The organism is Streptomyces sp. NPDC026672, assembly GCF_040638185.1.
Lineage (GTDB): Bacteria > Actinomycetota > Actinomycetes > Streptomycetales > Streptomycetaceae > Streptomyces.
In genome coordinates this window covers 259,171-281,620 of sequence record NZ_JBEZXS010000004.1, presented here as the reverse complement: position 1 = coordinate 281,620, position 22,450 = coordinate 259,171, and the positions used below count along the sequence as shown (strand labels likewise).

General features: G+C 67.8%; 22 protein-coding genes, 3 pseudogenes and 1 riboswitch. Of the genes and pseudogenes, 3 read left to right on the top strand and 22 right to left on the bottom strand.

The window, feature by feature from the left end; genetic code table 11:
• Nucleotides 1–1,383 (bottom strand): NAD(P)/FAD-dependent oxidoreductase, encoded by a 1,383-nt coding sequence (locus AB0F77_RS06330; protein WP_361942333.1) that lies wholly within the window; start codon nt 1,381–1,383, stop codon nt 1–3.
• Between the two features lie 595 nt (nt 1,384–1,978).
• On the opposite strand from AB0F77_RS06330, the gene AB0F77_RS06325 reads away from it, so the two are divergent.
• Both AB0F77_RS06325 and AB0F77_RS06320 read left to right on the top strand, forming a co-directional pair.
• On the top strand, nt 1,979–2,251 hold the full coding sequence (locus AB0F77_RS06325; RefSeq protein WP_067233910.1) for a type II toxin-antitoxin system Phd/YefM family antitoxin: 273 nt from the start codon (nt 1,979–1,981) through the stop codon (nt 2,249–2,251).
• Nucleotides 2,248–2,517, top strand: coding sequence for a type II toxin-antitoxin system RelE/ParE family toxin (locus tag AB0F77_RS06320; protein WP_361942329.1), 270 nt, complete (start codon nt 2,248–2,250; stop codon nt 2,515–2,517). The genes AB0F77_RS06325 and AB0F77_RS06320 overlap by 4 nt, the downstream gene beginning before the upstream one ends.
• A gap of 4 nt (nt 2,518–2,521) precedes the next feature.
• Here AB0F77_RS06320 and AB0F77_RS06315 read toward each other — a convergent pair whose 3' ends face one another.
• The 8 genes and pseudogenes from AB0F77_RS06315 to AB0F77_RS06280 all read right to left on the bottom strand — a co-directional run.
• Nucleotides 2,522–3,463 carry a Ppx/GppA phosphatase family protein gene (locus AB0F77_RS06315; protein WP_361942326.1) on the bottom strand — a complete coding sequence of 314 codons (942 nt, stop codon included), beginning with the start codon at nt 3,461–3,463 and terminating at the stop codon, nt 2,522–2,524.
• The gene (locus tag AB0F77_RS06310; protein ID WP_361942323.1) at nt 3,460–4,059 is read right to left on the bottom strand and encodes a DUF501 domain-containing protein; all 600 of its coding nucleotides are present in this window, start codon (nt 4,057–4,059) and stop codon (nt 3,460–3,462) included. The genes AB0F77_RS06315 and AB0F77_RS06310 overlap by 4 nt, the downstream gene beginning before the upstream one ends.
• A gap of 72 nt (nt 4,060–4,131) precedes the next feature.
• Nucleotides 4,132–4,608, bottom strand: a complete 477-nt coding sequence (locus AB0F77_RS06305; RefSeq protein WP_361942320.1) for a septum formation initiator family protein — start codon at nt 4,606–4,608, stop codon at nt 4,132–4,134.
• Nucleotides 4,609–4,709: 101 nt separating this feature from the next.
• A complete protein-coding gene (eno, locus tag AB0F77_RS06300) occupies nt 4,710–5,996 on the bottom strand; it encodes a phosphopyruvate hydratase (RefSeq protein ID WP_361942318.1) in 1,287 nt (428 codons plus the stop codon).
• Nucleotides 5,997–6,340: 344 nt separating this feature from the next.
• Complete coding sequence (locus AB0F77_RS06295) at nt 6,341–7,057, bottom strand: transglycosylase family protein (RefSeq protein ID WP_361942315.1); 717 nt, start codon at nt 7,055–7,057, stop codon at nt 6,341–6,343.
• 4 nt (nt 7,058–7,061) lie between these two features.
• Nucleotides 7,062–7,229, bottom strand: a riboswitch (cyclic di-AMP (ydaO/yuaA leader).
• 197 nt (nt 7,230–7,426) lie between these two features.
• Entirely contained in the window at nt 7,427–8,464 is a 1,038-nt protein-coding gene (locus AB0F77_RS06290) for a transglycosylase family protein (protein ID WP_361942312.1), read from the bottom strand.
• A gap of 201 nt (nt 8,465–8,665) precedes the next feature.
• Nucleotides 8,666–9,175 (bottom strand): annotated as a pseudogene (locus AB0F77_RS06285) (cytochrome P450); the annotation flags it as partial.
• Nucleotides 9,176–10,123: 948 nt separating this feature from the next.
• Nucleotides 10,124–11,236 (bottom strand): annotated as a pseudogene (locus tag AB0F77_RS06280) (recombinase family protein); the annotation flags it as partial.
• 274 nt (nt 11,237–11,510) lie between these two features.
• On the opposite strand from AB0F77_RS06280, the gene AB0F77_RS06275 reads away from it, so the two are divergent.
• Nucleotides 11,511–12,197 carry a YkgJ family cysteine cluster protein gene (locus AB0F77_RS06275; RefSeq protein WP_361942309.1) on the top strand — a complete coding sequence of 229 codons (687 nt, stop codon included), beginning with the start codon at nt 11,511–11,513 and terminating at the stop codon, nt 12,195–12,197.
• Between the two features lie 70 nt (nt 12,198–12,267).
• Here the strand turns inward: AB0F77_RS06275 and AB0F77_RS06270 are convergent, their stop codons facing one another.
• From AB0F77_RS06270 to AB0F77_RS06210, 13 genes and pseudogenes are all read right to left on the bottom strand, one after another.
• The gene (locus tag AB0F77_RS06270) at nt 12,268–12,960 is read right to left on the bottom strand and encodes a hypothetical protein (protein WP_361942306.1); all 693 of its coding nucleotides are present in this window, start codon (nt 12,958–12,960) and stop codon (nt 12,268–12,270) included.
• Nucleotides 12,960–13,385 (bottom strand): hypothetical protein, encoded by a 426-nt coding sequence (locus AB0F77_RS06265; protein WP_361942303.1) that lies wholly within the window; start codon nt 13,383–13,385, stop codon nt 12,960–12,962. Before AB0F77_RS06265 ends, AB0F77_RS06270 begins: the two co-directional genes overlap by 1 nt.
• 968 nt (nt 13,386–14,353) lie before the next feature.
• Nucleotides 14,354–14,704 (bottom strand): annotated as a pseudogene (locus tag AB0F77_RS06260) (Lsr2 family protein); the annotation flags it as partial.
• 107 nt (nt 14,705–14,811) lie between these two features.
• Nucleotides 14,812–15,507 carry an Lsr2 family protein gene (locus AB0F77_RS06255; protein WP_361942300.1) on the bottom strand — a complete coding sequence of 232 codons (696 nt, stop codon included), beginning with the start codon at nt 15,505–15,507 and terminating at the stop codon, nt 14,812–14,814.
• 292 nt (nt 15,508–15,799) lie between these two features.
• A complete protein-coding gene (locus AB0F77_RS06250) occupies nt 15,800–16,108 on the bottom strand; it encodes a hypothetical protein (RefSeq protein ID WP_361942297.1) in 309 nt (102 codons plus the stop codon).
• An 11-nt stretch (nt 16,109–16,119) separates the two neighbouring features.
• The gene (locus AB0F77_RS06245; protein WP_361942294.1) at nt 16,120–16,443 is read right to left on the bottom strand and encodes a hypothetical protein; all 324 of its coding nucleotides are present in this window, start codon (nt 16,441–16,443) and stop codon (nt 16,120–16,122) included.
• A gap of 158 nt (nt 16,444–16,601) precedes the next feature.
• The gene (locus AB0F77_RS06240; protein WP_361942291.1) at nt 16,602–17,393 is read right to left on the bottom strand and encodes a hypothetical protein; all 792 of its coding nucleotides are present in this window, start codon (nt 17,391–17,393) and stop codon (nt 16,602–16,604) included.
• A gap of 99 nt (nt 17,394–17,492) precedes the next feature.
• Entirely contained in the window at nt 17,493–18,230 is a 738-nt protein-coding gene (locus tag AB0F77_RS06235; protein WP_361942288.1) for a hypothetical protein, read from the bottom strand.
• Complete coding sequence (locus tag AB0F77_RS06230; RefSeq protein ID WP_361942285.1) at nt 18,227–18,697, bottom strand: hypothetical protein; 471 nt, start codon at nt 18,695–18,697, stop codon at nt 18,227–18,229. The genes AB0F77_RS06235 and AB0F77_RS06230 overlap by 4 nt, the downstream gene beginning before the upstream one ends.
• Before the next feature lie 78 nt (nt 18,698–18,775).
• Nucleotides 18,776–19,231 (bottom strand): hypothetical protein, encoded by a 456-nt coding sequence (locus AB0F77_RS06225; protein WP_361942282.1) that lies wholly within the window; start codon nt 19,229–19,231, stop codon nt 18,776–18,778.
• 113 nt (nt 19,232–19,344) lie between these two features.
• Nucleotides 19,345–20,544, bottom strand: coding sequence for a hypothetical protein (locus AB0F77_RS06220; RefSeq protein ID WP_361942279.1), 1,200 nt, complete (start codon nt 20,542–20,544; stop codon nt 19,345–19,347).
• Between the two features lie 192 nt (nt 20,545–20,736).
• The gene (locus tag AB0F77_RS06215) at nt 20,737–21,354 is read right to left on the bottom strand and encodes a hypothetical protein (protein ID WP_361942276.1); all 618 of its coding nucleotides are present in this window, start codon (nt 21,352–21,354) and stop codon (nt 20,737–20,739) included.
• 34 nt (nt 21,355–21,388) lie between these two features.
• Nucleotides 21,389–22,450: a DNA cytosine methyltransferase gene (locus AB0F77_RS06210; protein WP_361942273.1), complete on the bottom strand. Its 1,062-nt coding sequence runs from the start codon at nt 22,448–22,450 to the stop codon at nt 21,389–21,391.

The following is a 22,450-nucleotide window of genomic DNA, read 5'->3' as shown; positions in this document are numbered from 1 at the left end:
TCAGGAGGCCTTGGCCCGCTCCTCGGTCTTCGGGGCCGCGGCCACGGGGGCGGGCTTGGCCGCCTCGTAGAACTCCTCGCGGGGGTTCTCCATGGCGCCCAGGGACACGACCTCGCGCTTGAGGAACATGCCGAGGGTCCAGTCGGCGAAGATGCGGATCTTGCGGTTCCAGGTCGGCATGGCCAGACCGTGGTAACCACGGTGCATGTACCAGGCGAGGCGTCCCTTGAGCTTGATCTTCATCTTGCCCATGACGATCATCGCGACGCCCTTGTGGAGGCCGAGGCCGGCCACCGCGCCCTTGTTGGCGTGCGCGTACTCCTTCTGCGGGAAGCCCCGCATGCCGGAGACCACGTTGTCGCCGAGCACCCTGGCCTGGCGCAGCGCGTGCTGGGCGTTCGGCGGGCACCAGGCGTTCTCGTTGCCCGCCTTGCGGCCGATGACGTCCGGGACCTGGGCGTTGTCGCCGGCGGCCCAGATGTAATCGGTGCCCTGGACCTGAAGGGTGGCCGCGGTGTCCACGTGGCCGCGGGGGCCGAGCGGGAGACCGTAGCGCGCGAGGGCCGGGTTCGGCTTGACGCCCGCGGTCCACACGATGGTGTTGGAGTCGACCTCGAGGCCGTTCTTCAGCACCACGTGGCCGCCGACGCAGGAGTCCATGGAGGTGGAGAGGTAGATCTCCACGCCCCGGCTCTCCAGGTGCTCCTTGCCGTACTGGCCGAGCTTGGGGCCGACCTCGGGGAGGATCTTGTCGGCGGCGTCGACGAGGACGAACCGCATGTCCTCGCGCGACACGTTCTTGTAGTACTTGGCCGCGTCGCGGGCCATGTCCTCGACCTCGCCGATGGTCTCCGCACCCGCGAAGCCACCACCGATGAAGACGAAGGTCAGCGCCTTGCGGCGGATCTCCTCGTCGGTCGTGGAGTCGGCCTTGTCGAGCTGCTCGAGGACGTGGTTGCGCAGGCCGATCGACTCCTCGATGCCCTTCATGCCGATGCCCTGCTCGGCGAGGCCGGGGATCGGGAAGGTACGGGAGACCGCGCCGAGCGCGATCACCAGGTAGTCGAAGGGCAGCTCGTACGCCTCGCCGACCAGCGGGGCGATCGTGGCGACCCTGCGGTCCTGGTCGATGGTGGTGACCCGGCCGGTGAGGACCTCCGCCTTCGGGAGCACGCGCCGCAGCGGGACGACGACGTGCCGAGGGGAGATGTTGCCGGCGGCGGCTTCGGGGAGGAAGGGCTGGTAGGTCATGTACGACCGGGGGTCGACGACCGTGACGGTCGCCTCTCCGTAGCGCATCTTCTTGAGGATGCGCCGAGCTGCGTACAGGCCTACGTACCCACCGCCTACTACGAGGATCCTGGGACGCTCCGTGGTGCTCATGCCATCGAGTATCCACCTGCCCCAGGGGGGTCGCTCGTGCGCCCCTTCACAAGGTCCGACGGGGCCTGTGTTAAACTCCGCGGCCCCCTTGTGTAGGGGTGGGTCCGGGCACCGGCCCCCGCGTCCGGTTGCACCCGTTGTCAAGGCCCCGTGAGCTGCCCCTCCGGTCGCGCGAACCCCTGGTGGGACCCCCGCCGGACCCCTCTGTGACACTCCCCGGAAACACCCTCGCAACACTCTCCCGACGACCCGCGGCACCCCGCCAGGGCCCCGAACGGTCCAACGAGGGCCGTTCGGCCCCTCGACACCCTCGAATTCCTTGTGAAGAACTTCACGAAGTTTCCCGCGAGGCTGTTCCGAAGGGGTGTGTCACACCCCCGGAACCCCGCTCATCGGGCGTCCCACCTGCTCACAGGAGAGCGATCCGGGGGTGTTCCGGCACCTCCGGAGACCGCGCCCACGAGCCTCCCGGGACACCCCGCGACCGCCTCGGGCGACCCTCAGGCGATCGACCACGCGATCCCGTCGAGGATCGCCCGCGAACGCGACTCCCTGAACCGGACCACGTGTACACGCAAATGCGTACACTGACCTCATGACCGAGAACACCGTGACCGTACGGGAAGCCCGCGCGCACCTCGCCGACCACATCAACCGGGCCGAGGAAGGCGTTCCGACCGTCATCACGCGCAACGGCGCTCCGGTGGCAGCCGTGGTCCCGATCGCGGACTTCGAAGCGCTGGAGGAAGCGGCCGACGTCATGCTGGCGCGCGAAGCCGAAGCGGTCCTGGCCGAGGGCGGCCCCACAGTGACGATGGCGGAACTGCTGGCAGACCTGTTCACCGAGCGGGACGGCGAGGCGGCGTGAAGTACGCCTTCCGGTTCACCACGGCGGCACATCGGCAGCTCCGGGCCATCAGTCGGCCCGACGCCATGCGCATCCTGACCGCGCTGACCGCGCTCGGTGACGACCCGTACCGCGAGGACGCCGACGTCAAGAAGCTCACCGGCCCGTCCGGGCTCTACCGGCTCCGGGTCGGAAGCTACCGGGTCGCCTACCAGATCAACGATGGTGAACTCCTCATCCTCGTCGTCAAGGTGGGCGACCGGCGCGACGTGTACCGCAACCTGTAGGCGGTCAGGCCAAAGACCACGCGATGCCGTCGAGGATGTCGTGTTCGCTCACCACGACCTCCGGCGCGCCCGTGCGCTCCATGACGGCCAGCAGGACCAGGGCGCCGGCGGCGATCACGTCGACGCGGCCGGGGTGCATCGAGGGGACCGCGGCGCGTTCGGCGTGGGTGGAGCGGAGCAGCCACTCGGTGATCTCGCGGACGCGCTCGCGGGAGACCCGCGAGTGGTGGATGCGCGCGGAGTCGTACGCGGGCAGGTCCTGCGCGATCGCGGACACCGTCGTCACGGACCCGGCGAGCCCGACGAGCGTGCGCGCCTCGCGCAGCGGCACCGTCTCCTCGGCGAGGTCGAGCGCCGCCTCGACGTCCGCCCGCAGCGCGGCGATCCGCTCCGCGCCCGGCGGGTCGGCGACCTCCCCCTCGCTGACCAGGTGCCGCTCGGTCATCCGGACGCAGCCGACGTCGACGGAGCGCGCCGCCCGCACCCGGGTGTCGCCCACGACGAACTCGGTCGAGCCGCCGCCGATGTCCACGACGAGACAGGGCCGGGGCAGGTCGTCCCGGCCCGCCAGCTCCCGGGTCGCGCCCATGAAGGAGAACTCCGCCTCCTGCTCCCCCGAGATGACCTCGGGCTCCACGCCCAGGATGTCGAGGACGCCCCGGACGAACTCGTCCCGGTTCTCGGCGTCGCGCGACGCGGACGTGGCGACGAAGCGCACCCGCTCCGCCCCGTGCTCCTTGATCACCGCCGCGTACTCGCGGCACGCGGCGAAGGTCCGCTCCAGCGCCTCGGGCGCGAGCCGGCCGGTCCGGTCGACGCCCTGCCCGAGCCGCACGATCGTCATGCGCCGGTCCAGGTCGACGAGTTCGCCCGTCACCGGGTCGGCGTCCGCGACCAGCAGCCGGATGGAGTTCGTACCGCAGTCGACGGCGGCGACACGGGTCACTTCTCGTCCTCCTCGACGGGCTTGAAGGCGAAGTGTCCGCCGCTGTCACTCGTCTCGACCTGCCAGCCCTCGCCGGAGGGCGGCCCGGTCACGACGCACGGTCCCTTGCGCCACCACTCGGGCAGCATCGCCAGGGCCTCGTCGCCCAGCGGGTTCACCCCGGGGCCGGCGGCCAGCGAGTGGGCCACCAGCACGTGCAGGCACTTCACCCGGTCCGGCATGCCGCCCGCGCTCGGGAAGCCGGTGAGCTCCTCGATCTCGTCGCGGCGCCGGACGTAGTCCTCGTGCGCGGCCCGGTACGCGGCGGCCAGCTCCGGGTCGGTGCCGAGGCGTTCCGTCATCTCCTTCATGACGCCGTTCGCCTCCAGTGTGCCGATCGCGGAGGCGGCCTTGGGGCACGTCAGGTAGTAGAGCGTCGGGAAGGGCGTGCCGTCCGGCAGCCGGGGGGCCGTCTCCACGACGTCCGGCTGCCCGCACGGGCACCGGTGCGCGACGGCCCTCAGGCCGCGCGGCGGACGCCCGAGCTGCTGCTTGAATGCCTCTACGTCCGCGTCGGTGGGCTCGGTGCGCGGGGTGGGCGGCGGGGGCGTGTGCATGGCTGTCTTCAGGATGTCTTTCTGTCGTTCAGTGGGCCGCCGCCGTGCGCGCGTGCGCCGGCCGACGGTCGCTCAGCGGTCGGAGGCGTCGGACTTGTCGACACCGTCCCAGACGTTGGAGTACCAGGGCCGCTGGGCGGCGGCCAGATCGGCGCGGGTCTGCCGGGCCGCGCCCGGGTCGATGACGACGTATCCGGTCTCCCCCGGCATCACGTAGTGCAGCCGCATCCGGATCTGCTGCTCGGCGTACGCGTCGTCCTGCCAGCGTGCCTTGAGGTCGCGCAGCTGCTCCACCCGCTCGCGGGCCTGCTCCCGCTCCCGCTGGAGGTCGGCGACCTCGGCGCGCTGCGAGACGTACTGCCGCATCGGGTAGGCGAGGGCGACGACCAGCGAGCACAGGACCATGGCGAGCAGGGCCGCGCGGCCGGTGAGCCGGGAGCGGCGGGCCTGGCGCTTGGTCTGCGAGCGGTAGACGCGGGCCGCCGTCTGCTCGCCGAGCAGCCGCAGCCTGGTCGCGGTGGAGAACCGGTCCCGGTCCTTCACGGCCATCTTCCCGCCTCCCGTCGCCCATGCGCGTACGTCCCCGGACACGGTACGGGACCGAGTACGGGGACGTACGGAGGACTGGCCAAGGCCTGGCCCCTACCGGGTCAGCCCTTGAAGCGCGGGAAGGCGCTGCGGCCGGCGTAGACCGCGGCGTCGTCCAGGATCTCCTCGATGCGCAGCAGCTGGTTGTACTTGGCGACGCGCTCGGAGCGGGCCGGGGCACCGGTCTTGATCTGGCCGCAGTTGGTGGCGACGGCCAGGTCGGCGATGGTGACGTCCTCGGTCTCGCCGGAGCGGTGCGACATCATGCACTTGAAGCCGTTGCGCTGGGCCAGCTCGACGGCGTCCAGGGTCTCGGTCAGCGAGCCGATCTGGTTGACCTTGACGAGCAGGGCGTTGGCGGTGCCCTCCTCGATGCCGCGGGCCAGGCGCTCCGGGTTGGTGACGAACAGGTCGTCGCCGACGATCTGGACCTTGTCGCCGAGCCGGTCGGTGAGGACCTTCCAGCCCGCCCAGTCGTCCTCGAACAGCGGGTCCTCGACGGAGACGAGCGGGTAGGCCGCCACGAGCTCCTCGTAGTACTCCGTCATCTCGGCGGCGGAGCGCTCCTTGCCCTCGAAGAGGTACTTGCCGTCCTTGTAGAACTCGGAGGCGGCGACGTCGAGCGCGAGGGCGATCTGCTCGCCGGGGACGTAACCGGCCTCCTTGATCGCCTCCAGGATGAGGTCGAGGGCGGCGCGGTTGGACTCCAGGTTCGGGGCGAAGCCGCCCTCGTCGCCGAGGCCGGTGGCCAGGCCCTTGCTCTTCAGGACCTTCTTGAGGGTGTGGTAGACCTCGGCGCCCCAGCGCAGGGCCTCGGAGAAGGACTCCGCGCCGATCGGGGCGATCATGAACTCCTGGATGTCCACGTTGGAGTCGGCGTGCGAGCCGCCGTTCAGGATGTTCATCATCGGCACCGGGAGCAGGTGCGCGTTCGGGCCGCCCAGGTAGCGGAAGAGGGGGAGGTCGCTGGCCTCGGAGGCGGCATGCGCCACGGCGAGGGAGACGCCGAGGATGGCGTTGGCGCCGAGGGAGCCCTTGTTGTCGGTGGCGTCCAGGTCGAACATGGCCTGGTCGATCAGGCGCTGCTCGGTGGCGTCGTAGCCGACCAGCTCGGGGCCGATCTGCTCGATGACGGCGAGGACGGCCTTCTCGACGCCCTTGCCCTGGTAGCGGTTGGGGTCACCGTCGCGGAGCTCGATGGCCTCGAAGGCGCCGGTGGAGGCGCCGGAGGGAACGGCGGCACGACCCGTGCTGCCGTCGTCGAGGCCGACCTCGACCTCGACCGTGGGGTTGCCTCGGGAGTCCAGGATTTCCCGGGCTACGACGACGTCGATGGACGGCACGAGCATCTCCTTCTTGGGATGTGACGCTGGAAGTGCGGGGCTGTGTGGGCCTTGCGACTAGAGCCTAACCGCCCCGGGGCCATCGGCCAGCCGACCGACCGTCCCGTGGACACACACGAACGGACCGTATTGTTCCACCTCGGAACAAATCCTGGGTGGAAATCGGATGGAGCCGACGGGAACGGTGGACACCCTGCCCCCGACCCCGGACGGACGAAACCCCGCCCCGGTGCGTACGGGGGAACACGCACCGGGGCGGGGAGACCGGGGGCCTCGTGGGGGAGGCGGCCCTTGTGTGGGGGGGAAGTGGCCCTCGTGGGGGGCGTGGGGGCGCCCGGGCCGGGGGTGGGTTACTTCAGGTGGAGCTGCTGACCCGGGTAGATGAGGTCGGCGTCCCGGACGATGTCCTTGTTGAGGTCGAACAGCTTCTTCCAGCCGCCCGCGACCTTGTGCTTCTGGGCGATGGAGCTGAGGGTGTCGCCCTTGACGACCTTGTACTCCCCGTCGCCCTTCTCGACCTTCTTGCCGGTCGGCGTCGTCACGGTCCTGCTCGGCGCCGGACGCTCGCTGGAGCGCGACGCGGCCGGCTTCTCGGTGGACCGGTTCGCGGTCGTGGACTTCGACGAGCCGGTGGAGCCGGAGGAGCCGGAGGAGGAGGACGGGGCGCTGCTCGACGTGCCGCCACCGCTGTACGGCGTGCTGGTCAGACCCGTGCCGCACACCGGCCAGGCGCCCTTGCCCTGCGCCGCGAGGACCTTCTCGGCGATCTCTATCTGCTGCGACTTGGTGGCCTTGTCGGCGGTCGAGGCGTACTGCGTGCCGCCGTACGCGGCCCAGGTGGAGGCGGAGAACTGGAGACCGCCGTAGTAGCCGTTGCCGGTGTTGATGGACCAGTTGCCGCCGGACTCGCACCGGGCGACGGCGTCCCACTGGGACGCGGTGGCGGCGGAGGCGTTGCCGGCCGCCATGAGCGGGACGGCGACGACGGCGCCGGTGACACCGGCGAACGCGATGGCACGAGTGGCCTTGGACGGACGGCGGTGCTTGCCCTTGCCGGAGAACAGCATGGATCGATCCCCTCACCGACGCCTGCGAGGTGAGCTGTCGGGTTCGGGCCGGTTGAGTTGCCCGGCCGTGCCCCCGTGAAGAGGCACGGCTTCACCCCGAGCCACCCCGGTCCAACGACCGGCGCGGCGCCTACCTTGGGTCCCCCGCTCCTGCCTGCGGCGCTGACGCGACGACTGTTCCCGTACGGCCGCTGGCAGGACTCGGCGTTGCGGCAGCCGGGGCTCGTGGTGACGAGCGGACATGACCGTAGACACGCGATCCGCGGAATATCAAAGACGATCAGGGCTTCTGAGACTCATCCCACACTTTCACCAAAGCGGACATTCAATGGCGAATCAGGACGTCAACTCCGCCTGGTTCACACCTTTTCAGGCGTTGAGTTCCAGGGTCTGACCGGGGGCGATGTGGTTCGGGTCGACACCGACGGCCGCCCGGTTGTCGGCGTACAGCTTGCGCCACCCGCCGTCCAGGTCAAGGGAGTCGGCGATGGAGCAGAGGGTGTCGCCGTCGCGGACCGTGTAGGCGTGACGGCCCGACGACTCGACCGTCTGGCTCTTCGTCCCGTTCTCCTGGGTCTCCTCCGCGCTGCCGCCACGGTGTCTGCCGCCGCCGAGCGCGCCGGTGTCGACGAGGCTCCAGGAGCCGCCGCTCTGCGCCGACTTGTCGGCGGAGTCGGCCCCGGGGAGCACGACGGGCGATTCGTCCGCCTCGGTCGAGGCGGCCGGAGCGGGGATCCGCGAGGTGTCCGCCCCGGACGACCGGGAGGAGCGGTGGTCGTCACCCGTGCTTCCGCCCTTGCCGTCCTCGTCGCCCTTGTCGTCCCGGCCGTCGTGCGACGCGGACCCGGACGGCGAGGAGGGGGACGAGTCACGGGAGGAACCGTGCGAAGAACCGTCCGACGGCGACGAGTCCGGCAAACCGGACGAGTCACTGGAATTCGATGAATCGGACAGCCCCGAGGGGGTGGAGGAGTCCTCGGGGTCGGACGCATCGTCGTCCGAGACGCCGGTGTCGACGTCGACCGAGCCCGACTTGGCGCTCAGCCCGGACAGCAGCGCGCACGTGGCCCAGGGGGCGGTGCCCCGGTGGGCGAGGATGTTCTCGGCGACGGATATCTGCTGCGAACGGCTGGCCTGGTCGGGGCTGGAGGCGTACTCCATGCCGCCGTACTTCTCCCAGAAGTCCTGGGTCAGCTGGAGACCGCCGAAGTACCCGTTGCCGGTGTTGGCGCTCCAGGAGCCGCCGCTCTCGCACTCGGCGACCTTGTCCCAGGTGGTGCCGTCCGCCGCGCTCGCGCCGCCGGCACCGAGGAGGGGGATGGCGATGGCGGAGCCGGTCACTCCGGCCGCGACGAGGAGAGCCGGAGCCTGACGGGGGCGACGGTGACGACCGTTCCCGGAGAGCATGCGGTTGCCTTTCGTGCGACAGCGTTGACCGGCGCGGCGGTGGTGCGGGAGTGCCACGCTGACGAGTGAACGTATCGACTGACGATCACTGTCACAAGTTCATGCCGCGCAGATCACGTGAAGATCACGGAGTTGAGCGTGCGTCACCTTGCCCCGCGCACATGCCTCCGGCCGAGGAACGGTTCGGGGCACGGGGGTTGATTACGGTACGGGTGTGAACTCCACGGGCAAAGTGCGCAGTCCGCGCATGATGAGCCCACCACGCCACCGCAAATCGGTTGGTTCCACCGCGAGTCGGAGGTCGGGGAGGCGGGTGAGGAGGGTGGCGAGCGCGGTCTGACCTTCGAGCCTGGCGAAGGGTGCGCCGAGGCAGTAGTGGATGCCATGCCCGTATCCGAGGTGCTGATTGTCACGTCGGCCGAGGTCGAGGACGTCCGGGTCGGCGAACCGCTCGGGGTCCCGGTCGGCCGCCGCGAGGACGACGAGCACGGGGTCGCCGGCCGCGATGTCCTGTCCGCCGACGCGCAGCGGCTCGGTGGCGAAGCGCCAGGTCGCCAGCTCCACCGGGCCGTCGTAGCGCAGGAGTTCCTCGACGCCGGTCTCCAGCAGGCCGCGTTCGCCCGCCGCGAGGGAACTCTGCAGGCGGCGGCGCTGCTCGGGGTGGGTGAGCAGCGCGTACGTGCCGTTGCCGATGAGGTTGACCGTCGTCTCGACGCCGATCTGACCGGTAGCAGAAAGAATGGAGTAGCCGGGCCCGTCCGCCTTGACCGCGTTGGGGTCGATGATCGCGCTCTCCCCCTTGTCCCTGGGCGCCTCGCTCCGCACCTCCGCCAGCAGGCCGGCACGAAGCTGGCCGGTGACCGTGAGCTGAGGAAGGGTCGGCCGGCGGTATGCCTCCACCCCCCTCTTGTCCGCGCCGAGGGCCTCCATGACCGCGGGCCAGGCATCCTTCTGCCACCACTTGAGCTGTCGAGTCCGCATGGGATCGATCGGCCCCCAGGTGAGGGGCATGTCGTTCCAGGAGAGGCCGTGGCGCAGGCGGTGGAGCATTCCGCAGAACTGCGCGCGGATGTCATATTTCGTGGTGAAGTGCTTCTTCGCCTTCCCGTAGAAGAACGTCCGCAGGACCGCGAGGACCGTTTCCCATTCCTCGTCGGTCGGGTCCGGCGGGACGAGGGTTCCGGTCTTCCAGTGCCACTGGCTCACGTCGCACTTGGCGCCAGGCTTGGACGTGTTCTCCATCGTGCCGGGGGTGACCCTAATGTTGAACATGTCGAAGATTTCCTTGCGCTCCTCCAGCGTCATGTTCTCCAGGCGCTCGCGGGCGTTGTTCGCGATGTCGACGAGATTGTGTGCCTGGCGCTCATACTCGGCGTACGCCTCCAACCACTGCTCCGCGAACTTCTTCTGCTTCCGGAACTCCTCCAGCTCCTGCTGCATCTCCTTGACCGACGCCTTGAGGACGACCGGGTCGACGCCAGCCCTGATGTACTCGGGCACCTTCCGGTCGATGAGGTCTTCCTGGGTCGCGATTTTCGCGGCGAAGTCGGTGACCCGCTCCTCGTACTTCTCCTTGTCACCGGGCAGGCTGCTGACCCATTCCTCCGCCATCGCCTTGAGGCGGCCTTCGTCCTTCATGAGCCTGGTCAGTTCCGCCCAGATGACGCCTTCGATCTCATTGGCGTTGAAGTGCGGCTCGCCGCAGGACCCCTCCTCCTTCAGCATGCCCTTGCAGCGGTAGGCGCGTGCGTCGCCTTTACGGCCGGCGCCGGTGTAGACCTCGCCGCAGCGCCCGTCGATGCGTGCGCTGAGCGGGTAGACCTGGTCGCTGATGCGGCCGTTCTGGAAGCCGATCTTCTTGAGCGTTTCCATGAGGAGCCGAGCCCGCTCCTCGCTGAAGATGGGCGGGACTCCGATCTTGACCGGTTCGCCGTAAACGGGGGTGCCGTCGTCGTAGCGCAGGGTCGTGTTCTTGCCGTTGCCGCGGTTTGTCTTCCGATAAACCACGTAGCCGTCGTGGATCGTCTCGCTCCACAGGCGGTTACGGAGGTTGCCGACGGTCCAGGGCACGCCGCTGCGGGTAAAGAGCTTGCGCTTGTTGAGTTCGTCGCATGCCTCGGTGTAGTTCATGCCCTGGTCGACGACGAGTTCGACGGCCACGGAGAGCACCATGGATTCGTGGTCGTCGGTGACAAGAACGGAGAACTTCTTGCGGCGCTTGCCGACCCAGGAGGTGTCCTGGGCGATCATGTAGCCGTAAGGGGCGGGGCCGCCCGGCCAGCCGCCGTAGCTGATCTTCAGTTCGCGGCCAGCGAAGGTGCGCTCCTTGATACGCCGCCACTCCATCTCGGAGAAGGTGACGTACTGCATGAACTGGGACCAGCCTGCGTCGGTGCTGGTGTCGATGCCCTCGGTGACCGAGATGAAGTAGATGCCGAGGTCCGCCATGTTCCAGGCCCACTGGTAGGCGGCGCGGGCCGTGCGGCCGATGCGGTCGACCTTGGGGACGAGGATGCGGTTGAAGTGCTGCTGGTGCGCGTCGAGGACGAGACGGTCCATCTCGGGGCGGCTTTCCAGGGCACCGGAGACTGCTTCGTCCACGTACTCGTCGTAGACCGTGGCGTCTGGGTGGCGGTCGAGCCAGCCGTTGGAAATCTTGTCCTGGTCTTCGAGGCCGAAGCCGTCGAGCTGGTCCAGGGTGGAGACGCGGGCGTATTTCGCCACGATGATGGCCGCGGATTCGTGCAGGCGCGGGCGTGCCACAATGGGCATGTTCAGTCCTCCGAGACTGTTCCGTCCCCGGGGTGTTGGCTCACCGCCGGGAAGGTTCCGGCCTCATTGCGCTCGCTACAGCGTTCTGGGGCCGGTGCCGTTTGTGGGGAGCGTACCCCTGTTGGCGATCCGAAGAGCAGTTGAAGGAGCCGCCGCCGTTCCGCGGGCAGGAGCGGGGGACCTTTTTCCCAGACGAACGTGACTTGATCGGACATACCGGCACGTTATGCACGATTCCGGTCAATGAGATTTTAAGTGCAATTGCGTCAATCCAATGGCAGACAGGTCATCCATACGTGGGAGTGAGACACACCCCCAGTTGACGCACATTCCTGACGCTCGCTATTCCTCTCCAAAATTGTTTGTGCATCACACGAACGGGCGATCGGCACAGGGGCTCGGGGCGCGGCAGGGTCGCTGTATGCGTGACGAACCAGCTCTGAAGGAACTGTACGAGTCGCTGCCGGCCATCGAGTGTGCCGGGAAATGCTGGGGCTCGTGCGGGGGAAATGTGGGCGCTACGCCCGTCGATATCCGGCGCACCCAGCGGGCCGGTCTGCGCCTTCGGGAGGGGCATCTCCTCACGGGACCGGACGGCCGACCATACGGAACCGTGTGCAACGCCCTGGACCAGGAGACCAAGCGCTGCCGCGTCTACGACGTACGGCCGATCCTGTGCCGACTGTGGGGACTCTTCCCTGAGATGGCGTGCCCTTGGGGGTGCGTGCCCGAGGGCGGCCTGATGGACACCGTCGAGGCACTGCGGGTCCTGTCGCGGGCTCAGTGGTACGGCGGCACACCAGGAGCCCTGCCTCCTGCCCAGATCGACGCCGCGCTCTCCCAGCCCGAACACGTAGCCCTACTGCGGATGCAGCTCTCGGCCTGCAAGCCGGTCCGTGAGGAGCCGCACATCGAGACGAGGCTGGGCACCCCTGTGATCCTCAGTCGACCGACTCTCTGACGCACGAGGAAGCCCCCGGCGGCTGGGACTCAGCCGTGCCGGGGGCTTTCGCGGTAATGCGGGGGACGGACTACGCGGCGGACTGGCGACGCGTTGCTGCTGCGTCCTTGGCTTCCGGGGTGGCCGGTGGCCACGACTTCGACTTGCTGATGTGCGCGGTGAGGGATTCAGCACCGATGAAGCCGTAACCGCCGGCCTCGGCGCACACCGCGTGGTCGTAGCAGAAGTGCGTGAACTCCTCGCCCGGCTGGAGTTCGAAGGCGATGTCCGGCCCGGCGTAGTTGTCGCCGTTGCCCTTCCTGTGGCTGTGGGCGTGGCCGGTCCTGTTGCGGAGGTCGACCCAGTACTTACGGGGGCTGCCGGCGCGGTGGGGAAGCGGACAGCGGACCTGGACGGTGTCCTCCTTCCAGGTACCTCGCTTCGGCTGCTTCCGCTTGCCGCTGGCCGCTGCCGGGGATGTCGCGGGGGCATCGTCCGCCTGCGGGTCCTTCGCTTCTGGGGTCAGTGAGAGTTGAGCGGGTACGCGACGCGGGGAGGGGTCACGTGCCGAGCGGTGGAAGGCGTCCAGAACCTCGGCCTGGAGCATGGGGAGGATCTCCAAGCGGCGGGAGTAGAACAGGTCGAAGAACCAGGTGCAGGGGTCGCACAGGTCGACCTTGCCGCCCCCTTCGAGGAATCGTTCGTGCTGCCCTGCGACGGTGGGCTTTTCGGGGAGTGCGGCGTGCCAGTCGCAGGTGGTTACGTTAACCAGAGCGTTCGCCATCAGGCGGCTCCTCGGGCGGCCTTGGCGCGCTTGCCGGCATGCAAGGGAATGGGCGCTTCAGTGATCTCCTCCCACAGTTTTCCGATGCCCAGCTCGCGGCGGACGTTGATGCCGGTCTTGGAGACGCCTCGGGGGCTGACGAGCGCAGGGTTGCGGTTGGAGTAGGTCCACTCCGTGCGGTCGATGGGCCCGCGCCGGCCGATCGTCAACGTGGTGTGGCGCTGCATGTCGCAACGGTCGCAGCGTTGCGTCTGGTCGATGGAGACAGCGTTGTTGGGATTGCGGACAGGACGGCCGTTCGCGTTGAAGCCGTGCCAGTCATAGGCAACCCAGGTGTGCCGCTCAGCGAGGCAATCTACGAGGTCTGGCGGGATCGACTCGACGTGGGCGTAGACCTCCGCGTCGCTGACGAGCTTGTCTTCCACCGGTCACTCCTTGTGGCTGTCCAATTGCGTTCTGGACAAGTTAGCGGGGAAAGTCGGCCGCTTGGAACGCAGTTGAAAGAAATGTTTAGGCGCCACTCGAACGGGTGAATCTCCATGGGACGTAGGGATGGCCCGCAGCCATCTGACTGCGGGCTTCACCGCTCGCACACATTTCATCCGTGATGCATGCACAGTCACGCGCTCCGCGAGCTACGCACCTCGAATACGCAGCGGCCGAACTCGGTTTCGGCGGGGCAGAGTTCGCGCGACCTGGCCTCCTCAATGAACTCGAAGCTCTCCAACTGGGCTGCTGCCGTCGGCAGATGGCAGGGCGCCTTGCCACGATTCGCCTCTTCAATGTCTGCATGCTGTCGCAGGGTGGTGTCGTTCTTGTCACGTGTTCTGTGGGCCTACTCACCCATGCTGTGCAGTTCGTGGGCGTACCGGCCGAAGTCGGTGATGGACCAGCCGAACTCGGACTCGGGGTCCTGGACGATGACTTCGAGGTTCTCCAGCCGCTCGACGGAGGACTTCAGGTAGCTGATCTTGCCGGGCCCGTCGGGGTTGATGAGGCCGGCGAGCTTGGCGAGCAGGGTGACGTTCCTGGGGGTGAGGATCTGAATGCGCTCGAACAGGGTCATCTCCTCGACCTTGTCGGTACGCTCCAGCCCGCCCGCCGTACGCCGCTCCCAGTACCCCTCGGCGGAAGCCCGGTCACTCAGCAGGCCAGCCTCCTTCAGGTCCGTGTAGTGCTCGCGAGCGCTCGCCTCGTCCGAGTCCTCGGTGGGCACGTCGGCGGCTGCACTCTCCTGCACCGCGGGCGGCTCCTCCCGAAGGTTCAGCCGACGGCGCGGACGCGGCTCCCTCGGCGCCGTGTCAAGGGCGACGGTGGCCGCCACGGCGCCGACGTAGTGCGGGTCGTTCTTCAACTCGTCGAGTTTGGCCGAGTTGCCGAACCTGTGCGCCGTGTACGCCTCCTTGACCTTCTTGGGCACTCGGCCACGCTGGGGCAGGTTCAGACCCTGCTCTTTCGCCCAGGCGCGGACGGCCGCCGGGTCCACCCCGCCTTGGTGCCGGCTGTAGGTGGCGCCGTCACCCGCCGGCGTAGTTGACGGCTGTGAGGCGCGTCTGCTGGAGGTCTTGACGACACGGCCGCCCTGGATGAACTGCTTGAGCCTGGCACGCAGGACGTCTGCGTTCTCGGAGGTGAGGTCGATCTCGTACTCGACGCCGTCGAGGGCGAACCGGACGGTCTCGTCGGCGACGGTTTCACCGCTGGGGTCAAGGTCGTCGACGAGGGTGATGATGGTCTTCTGCATGGCGGTCTCCGTTTCTGGGCATGCCGAAGACCCCGCCGAAGGGCGAGGTCAGGGCGGTTTTCGCTATGGGGTCATGGAGCCCGGGGAGGGGGAACGGGCTCTGGGTCTCAGGCGGTCAGTGCAGGCTCATGCAGTCGCACCCAGGTACGCCCCACTTCCGTGATGGTGTAGGTGTCCTCGGCGTCTCGGCGCATGCAGCCGCGCCTTGCGAGTGCCTCGTAACTGCTGCGGTCGGCAGCGTGCTTCGCTGTGGCGGTGCCGCTCCCTTTGCTGGCCTCACGAAGGCGGGTCGCTTGCGGGTCAGACAGCTTGCCGACGGTACGCGCCACCCGTTCCAGGTGATCTTCAACCGAGATCCTGGCCTTTATGGGGACGACCTTGTCGGGCTCCTTGTCTTCCGACTCGCTCGGGTCGATGCCTGCCTTGGCCAATAGCTGGTCGAGCAGGCTGCGGTCGCCGTGGCGGGTCTCCTGCTCCCAGGCTTTGCGGGTCATGGCTGGGATGCGGCCGAGACTGTTGACCGGTAGGTGGTGCTTCGCACACCAGGCGCGGATGGCGACGCCCTCTTCGCGTTGCTGGGCTTGCGTCAGCACGGGCGCCGGGGCACCCTTCGTCGCGATGTTGTCGGCCTTGGCTGGGCGGCTTGCCTCCATATAGGGCTGCATGAGCTGTCGGAATTTCGCGGCGTTTTCGTGAGACAGTTCGATTTCCCGGGGTTTACCGTCGAAGGTGAAGCTCACCTTCTCCTGCGCTTCACTGCCATCGAGGTCATCGACGATGTGTACCCGGACTGTCTGCGCCATGTCTCTTCCTCCAAGGCGAAACGACAATTACTGCCTGGAGCCGCACTGTAGCGGGCAGCCCCCAGGAGGCTGTTGGCTTGTTGAAATATTCAGAAGTAGAAACTACCTGGCGTGTAAACGAGGGTGCGGGAGCACTGAACTGCATATGCCACGCCCCCCGCGTACGCCATCCCCCGTAGTCTGGCCTATTCCTTGCGCCGTCCTTCGACAGGCGCGGTCCCATTGGATGCTCCTGTCACCCATTCGGATGACGAGCCCACCATTCCTCAACTGCCCAGTGTGAGGTAGAGGGTTACGGTGCTGCACCCTCCTTTGGAGCAATGTAAAGGGGGAGACCGGACTGCTTGTAGGAATGGTGGAAGGTCAGCGTGGGCTCGACGGGTTGGCCGTCGGGCCCTGTGGGGTTGTTGACGTCGTCGACCGCGTCGTCCGCAGCCATGTACGAGTCGAACACCAGGCCGCCGAGGTTCAGAACTCGCCCCAGCTCGGCCTCAGTTGTGATGCTGACCTGTTCGACCTGGTGCTGGAACCTGGGGTCCTGCTTGGCCACGTACGCGGAGTGCTGCACCAGCGTCCAGCGCTTGTCCTTGAGCCTGGTCATCGGCTCTCCTCTCATTCCGCAACCGTCGTCGTACGGCCGCTCTCGTGCCACTTTCGAAGGACGTTCCTGCCGATGTCATTCAGGTGGAGAATGCGCCAGCCCCCCTCGTGGTCTTCGTCGCCCGCCTCCAGCCACTCGACGTCCCACAAGCCTCGCTCTTCCAGCGTGCGGACCTCGTGGCTGTCCCACAGCTCGCCGGACTTCTTCTTGATCTCAAACCGGCCACAGGGCGCATGCTTGGCGACGTACGCGAGCCGATTGACGGAGCGCTCCCTGATCGCCTGCTCCTTCATGTCGACATCGGTGTACTTCATGCGGTAGCCCGAAGCGGCCACGTGTCCTCCCAGGGTTCAGTGCTGCCGATGACCAGGCCCTATGTTCGGGGATACTTTCGGCTGCGATCCACTCCAGCCCACCCCTGCGCGCGTAGGGATGGGCTGGCGAAGAAGGCAGCAGGACCGCGCCGACCGACGCGTTGCTGCTGTGTCCGGGCTCAGCCGGCCGGGAAGAGCCGCGGGAACATCCGCCGAGCCATCTCGTAGTGCTCCACGCAGAAGGCCGACCCGGCGTCGTTGCGGGGCTGCGTGCAGTAGACCGACTCAGTCTCGTCGATCGTGCTCCACTCCTTCGTCGCCTTGAGTTCCTCGACCCAGCCGCAGAGGTCTCCGGTGGCCCGCTCCCACAGCCGCTGGAACACCTCCTCCTCGATGAACTCCGCCTCCTGACCGGGCCGGGCGAGGGCCTCCAGGCCGTGGAAGGTCGCGTACTCCCAGTCGATCTCGCCGGTGCCCTCGAAGTTGCCCTCCACCCACAGCAGCCGGCCGTCGGGGTAGACCTCGACGCGCTGCTGCTCGTCTCCGTCCTTCCTGTGGACGTACTGGTAGATGTCGCACGGCCGGTCCATCTGGTGAAGGCTGGTCCGACGGATGTGCACGAACAGCGGGCGCGGCCGGCTGTGCTCCTTGAGGTACCGCAGCTCGGCGATCTTCTCGTCGAACTCCGCGCGGTTCATCTCACCGGCGTTGATCTTCAGCCCGATGTGCCCCTCCAGCTCCTCGCGGGTCACCTTACGCTCGACGCCGTCGATGGTGAGCAGGCCGTAGAGGCTGTAGAAGATGTCGAGCCGGTAGAGCCACTCGTCGATGTTCTTCTCGGTGATCTGACGCAGTTCGACGGTGAAGGTCGAGAAGCCGACGAACTTCGTCAGCTCGTGCATCTCACCGTTGCCCTGCTTCGGCCAGCGCTCGAAGTAGTCGGGGATCGCGGAGGTGTCGATGTGCAGCACGTGAAGCATCCTTCCGTGGGGTCTGACGGCAGAAGCAGCAAAAGGTCCGGCTCCTGGCTCATGGGGAAGTCAGGGGCCGGACCGGTCTGGGGCGAGGCGCTACTTGGGCGGCGCGGTGGGCTGGCGTCGTACGAGGACACCTGTTGTGGGCTCCGGCGCCGGCGTACCCGGAGGGGAAGCGGAGACCGGAGTCACCTGCCCCGGCTGGCGCCCCGGTCCGTGCACGCGTGGGTCGCTCGTGGAGACCATGTCGGCTCTGGTCGGGTCGAAGTTCAGGAACCACACGACGCCCTCCATGCTGGACGCCAGTCCACCCACATAGCCGCTCTGGCCGGTGTGTTCACTCGGCGCGAGCATGCTCATGGCCTCACTGAAGCTGGCCGCCTTCACCGTGCCCGAGATCCGCGCGGTGAAGGCCACGGTGTACTCGTACTGCTCGGGTCCCGCGGCGGCCTCGGTCTGCATCTCCTTGGGGAGCGGCTGCACCTTCGGCCGGGTGCGGTGAGCCTTGAGAGCGGCCTGCCAGTCCACCAGTGCCTTCGCGTAGGCACGGACGCGTGCCTGCTGGTCGGCGTTGGCGATCATGCCGACGGTGATCCACTCGTCGGGCCTGGTCACGTCGTCGCCGCGGGTCTTGTAGACCGCGTCGGGCGGGGCGCCATCGGTCTCGGCCTGCTGGCACACGCTCTCGATGTAGGTGGTGCTGAGGCTGCCCCCGATGGCGTGGAACGCCCAGACGTACGGGTGCGCGTGCCACTTCGCGGGACTGTCGGGCTGGGACATGGAGCCACCCTCGGGTGTCTTGAGCCCAGGCGGTTCGGTGCTGGTCGGGGTCATCCCGAGAACTCCTCGTCGTAGTGGATGGGGTGGGTGTCGCAGACCGGGACGTCGTACATCTCGCGCATCAGGGCCTCGTGGATCTCGGCCAGGCCGTCCTCCCACTCACCACGGCGGCGGTCCCAGATGACCTGGTCGGTGATCGGACCGTCCTCGACGCCCTGGCGCAGGCTGAGGTCGGTGGCCGTCCAGTCCTGCTGGTAGGCCAGCGCGCGGGCGTAGGCCGGGCGCGGGGTCTTGTCGAGCTGGCGGAGGAACGCGCAGTCGAAGATCTTGAAGCGCTCGGTGCCGCGGAGGCGGGGCTGGAAGATCTCTGCGTAGTCGCCGTCGACCTGGACCAGGAGCCCGGCGTAGCCGTAGGTGCCGCGCATCACCTGGAAGTAGTGACCGGCGTACTCGGACAGTTCTTTGGGTCGGACCCCCCTCATGATCTCGATGCGGTTCTCGGCCTGAGCCTGGGTGGGCATACGTTTCTCCTTGAGGTACAGGACGGGCCGGGCAGAGACCGCGAGCGCCCCCGAGGGGGCGCCACGGAAGCGGCCGGGTCAGCGGATGACGGTGGTCATCGAGTCGTCGTTGTCCAGTGCCGGCGAGCCGATGAAGATCGCGGCGACGCGGAGCAAGGGAATGAAGTCGCCCGCGTCGTTGCCGAACCACTCGTCCCGCTCGATGTCGGTGCGGTAGAGGCGGTCGACGGCCGGGCCGTAATACTCCTGGAGCTTGTCGGCCGCGGCCTGGATCGCCTCTTCCCGGGAGGTGGCCGCCACGGTGATGACGACCGGCAGCATGTCCGGGGAGTGGTCGTCACCGAGGGCGTCGGGGCAGGTCTCCCAGTCGGCGACGATCGTGCGGAACGTCTGCTCATCGGGAGACGGGTAGCCGTGGCTCACGACGCACTCGCCGCAGTACCGCTTCGCGTAGCCGTCCTCGTCAACCTCCGTGTCCTCGTCGCGCTCGATACAGCGGTCGTTGCAGCCCTTGCACTTCAACAGAGACGGCATTGGGTTCTCCTTTTCGGACATAAAAGGGCCCCCTCGTCTTGGTCAACGAGCGGGCCCGAAATTGGCAAGGTCACCCATTCGAGTGACGCCATAACAGTTCTGAGGATTTGGCCTCACGCCGCTTCGGCGTACACGTCCTGGCCGTGAATGTGCGGGTACCGATCCGCCAGGTATTGCGCCAGCCTCGGGAGCCATTTGATGTCCAACAGGACGCCCCACACTGCGGCCGACACCAGAGGGGAGAAGACGTCGCCGAGCTGCTGGCACTGCGATGAACGCGACCCGATCACCGGGAAGTCCGCGGGCAACCCGACCAGCAGGCACACCTCTGCGATCGTGAAGCGGTGCTCGGAGTCATCGGCGTCGTACCAGCCGCGGATCTTCGACGTGACGCCCGGCATGGTGCGGCCCAGCTTGAACTCGTTCCCACCGGACGTCTTGCGGACACCGCGGGTGTTAATCCAAGTCTCCGGGTCCCAGCCGATCGCGTCGGAGGCCCACGTGGTGATGCCAGGCGCTTCGATGCGGGTCAGGGTCTTCTCGCGCGACGCCGCCATAATGGCCCGCCGCCTGGTCGACGGGGAGCCGTAGTCGCCAGCGTCCATGATGTCCCAGACCACGCCGTTCCAGCCGGCGACGATGTACTCGATCCCGATGGCCGCCTTGACGGGTTCGGGAAGCGTCCACGCCTGCTCGATGATCACCGACTCAAGCGGCGCCCCTGCTGCAAGGAGCCCCATCCCGACCAGAACCGGCGCCAGCATGAGGCCGGCCGTCCTCTTCCCCTCCGTGAGTTCACCGACCCACGACCACATCTCCGCCACGGTGACGTCGTCGTACGGGTCGCCGAACACAGCCGTCGAGGCATCCCCATGGTGACCACCGGCCCGCCAGACGTTCCCGTACGCCTCGGCCACGTCAGATATCGCGTCGACCAGGATCTCGATGTTCTCCGGCTGGAGACCGAGCCGCTTGCCTGCCACACTCCAGTCCGGGCACGGCATGGTGAAGACCGCGCGCCGGGTTCCGCGGAGTGCGGGATGCCGGGGGTCGAGATCGCGTACGTCCATACGGATCGCGTTGCACCCGGCGGCCTGAGCCGTAGCGGTGGCGTCCTTGGAGCTGTCGACGCAGATCAGGTCCAGCTCGACACCGAGCACCAGCCGCAACCCCACGCAGCCTCCACCACAGCCGCCGCATACGTTGATGCCGCGCTCCGGCTGGCCTTCGCGCCAGGGGTACAGCCAGCGGACCGGCCACGGCCCGGCGATCTCCTGCCGCTCCTCCTCGGTGAGGCTGTCAAGGTAGGCCACGAGGGCATCGCCCCCCAGCTCCAGACCCTGCGGCTCGGGCTCGGGCGCGTCCGGGTCGTAGCACCCACACGGGCCGCAACACTCCTCGCACCACTCCGCCTTCAAGCCGGACGCCTCCTTTTGGGCATAAAAAAAGCGGCCCATCACAGGCCGCGCGGAATTGCTGCTGTGTCCTCGGCTGGGTTAGTCGCGTCAGCCGGTCATCTCGCGCATGAGGAATTCCCGGTCCCACTCCTTGGCCCGACCGCCGGCCACGGTGATCGCGGCGTACAGCTTGACCTCGTCCCGGCCGACCACGTCCTCGTGGTACATGTCCGCGACCACGGCGGCCAGCTCCCCACCACGCTCGCGGGAATCGATCTCGTCGAACTCGTTCTCCTCGGCGATCTCCAGCGCCTCGCGCCACTCCGCCTCGGTGTACTTCAGCCCTCCCACTCCGTCCTGGTGGGCGGCACACCGGTCGGTGCCCTCGACGGTCGTCTCGGTGCAGTAGCGGGGCTCGTCCGTGGAGCCGATCGGATGGCCGCAGATGAACGAGCCCTCGCTGGGCTCCTCGGTGAGGTGTTCCACCGGCTCGATGAACTCGGTGCCCATCTCGCCGTACCAGCCGCGCGGGCGCCTGTACCAGTCGCCCAGGTGCCGGGGGTCGAGGGTTTCCACGGCGGTGATCCCGACCGGCCGCCCCTTGTCGTTGCGGCGGTGGTACTTGATCCGGCCGTAGTAGTACTGGGGGTGGACGGAGTCGGTCCACACACGGACGAACTGGCCATCGGGGAGGGCGGAGTAGGGGAATCGCTTGCGACGTGTCATGTCTGACGTCCTTTCTGGTGAAAAAGCCGACCCTTCAGGCGACGCTGCGCAAAGAAGGGCGGAGGTCGAGAGCGGCGCACAGGACTTGCTCGGCCATGCGCGGCGGGAAGGCGTTACCGATCTGCGTCAGGATCTGGGTGGTGGAACCGCGCCACGGGTGGCCGTCTTCGAAAGACTGGAGGAGCGCTGCGTCTCGTGCGTAAACGCGGATCTGGTCCTTGCGTCCGCCCTTGTATGCCGGAAGTTCGTCAACGGACATCAGTCGATTGAACGCAACCCATCGTCCCGAGTCCCGCTCGCCGTAGAGCGTGGCACGGGCTCCGGACCCACCGACGCACGAGGGGTCAGCTCCCCCGCTGCCGGTGCCCACCGTGACCGTGAGTCCGGGGCGGTGGGTCATGCCCCACCCAATTCCTTCGGCCATGGACACCCACGGCCTGAGCGACTGGTCGCCGTCCTGTTGGGCCACGTTCTTGCGGTACTTGCGATGGGTGGGCGCGGGCAGCTTGGCCTCGCCATGCAGACGCGCAACGAAAATCGCGCGGACACGGGTCTGCGGGACGCCGTACTCCTCCGCACTCAACTTACCGGTGGCGACGCTGTAGCCCTCGGCACGCAGGATGATGGCCAGCGCCTCCCATACCGGCAGCACCGTGGGGACCTGCTCCAGCGTGATGGTTTCGTAGGGCCGCTTCTGGTCGATCGCCTGCAACGCCCAGCGCAACGGTTCGAGCACCAGGCCGATCCGCTCATCCTCGAACGCGGCCAGATCACGAGAGATGTCCTCACGAGCGGCCATTCGCTTGGCGAGTGCCAACACGTTGTCCAATGCTGCGCGTCCCTTGCCCAGCCCGTTGATGGCGTACGGCTGGCACGGCGGCGAACCGATCTTGAGGTAGCGGGCCGCGGGGAAGTCGCCCGGTCCGTAGTCACGCACATCGCCTTCAACGGTGCCCAGGCCAGCCGCTCGGCGCGTCTCACAGGCGGCGTGGTCCTTTTCGATACCGGTCACAGATATGCCGAGGCCCCGGGCGGCCCAGTCCCATCCGCCGGGGCCGCCGAATAGGTCAACGGCGTCCGCGTTGCTGACATCCAT

Coding starts and splice junctions, on each gene's coding strand:
- AB0F77_RS06330 (WP_361942333.1), bottom strand. CDS start 1,383: ATGAGCACCACGGAGCGTCCCAGGATCCTCGTAGTAGGCGGTGGGTAC.
- AB0F77_RS06325 (WP_067233910.1), top strand. CDS start 1,979: ATGACCGAGAACACCGTGACCGTACGGGAAGCCCGCGCGCACCTCGCC.
- AB0F77_RS06310 (WP_361942323.1), bottom strand. CDS start 4,059: ATGCACACGCCCCCGCCGCCCACCCCGCGCACCGAGCCCACCGACGCG.
- AB0F77_RS06305 (WP_361942320.1), bottom strand. CDS start 4,608: ATGGCCGTGAAGGACCGGGACCGGTTCTCCACCGCGACCAGGCTGCGG.
- eno (WP_361942318.1), bottom strand. CDS start 5,996: ATGCTCGTGCCGTCCATCGACGTCGTCGTAGCCCGGGAAATCCTGGAC.
- AB0F77_RS06295 (WP_361942315.1), bottom strand. CDS start 7,057: ATGCTGTTCTCCGGCAAGGGCAAGCACCGCCGTCCGTCCAAGGCCACT.
- AB0F77_RS06290 (WP_361942312.1), bottom strand. CDS start 8,464: ATGCTCTCCGGGAACGGTCGTCACCGTCGCCCCCGTCAGGCTCCGGCT.
- AB0F77_RS06275 (WP_361942309.1), top strand. CDS start 11,511: ATGGCAGACAGGTCATCCATACGTGGGAGTGAGACACACCCCCAGTTG.
- AB0F77_RS06270 (WP_361942306.1), bottom strand. CDS start 12,960: ATGGCGAACGCTCTGGTTAACGTAACCACCTGCGACTGGCACGCCGCA.
- AB0F77_RS06255 (WP_361942300.1), bottom strand. CDS start 15,507: ATGGCGCAGACAGTCCGGGTACACATCGTCGATGACCTCGATGGCAGT.
- AB0F77_RS06250 (WP_361942297.1), bottom strand. CDS start 16,108: ATGACCAGGCTCAAGGACAAGCGCTGGACGCTGGTGCAGCACTCCGCG.
- AB0F77_RS06235 (WP_361942288.1), bottom strand. CDS start 18,230: ATGACCCCGACCAGCACCGAACCGCCTGGGCTCAAGACACCCGAGGGT.
- AB0F77_RS06230 (WP_361942285.1), bottom strand. CDS start 18,697: ATGCCCACCCAGGCTCAGGCCGAGAACCGCATCGAGATCATGAGGGGG.
- AB0F77_RS06225 (WP_361942282.1), bottom strand. CDS start 19,231: ATGCCGTCTCTGTTGAAGTGCAAGGGCTGCAACGACCGCTGTATCGAG.
- AB0F77_RS06215 (WP_361942276.1), bottom strand. CDS start 21,354: ATGACACGTCGCAAGCGATTCCCCTACTCCGCCCTCCCCGATGGCCAG.
- AB0F77_RS06210 (WP_361942273.1), bottom strand. CDS start 22,450: ATGGATGTCAGCAACGCGGACGCCGTTGACCTATTCGGCGGCCCCGGC.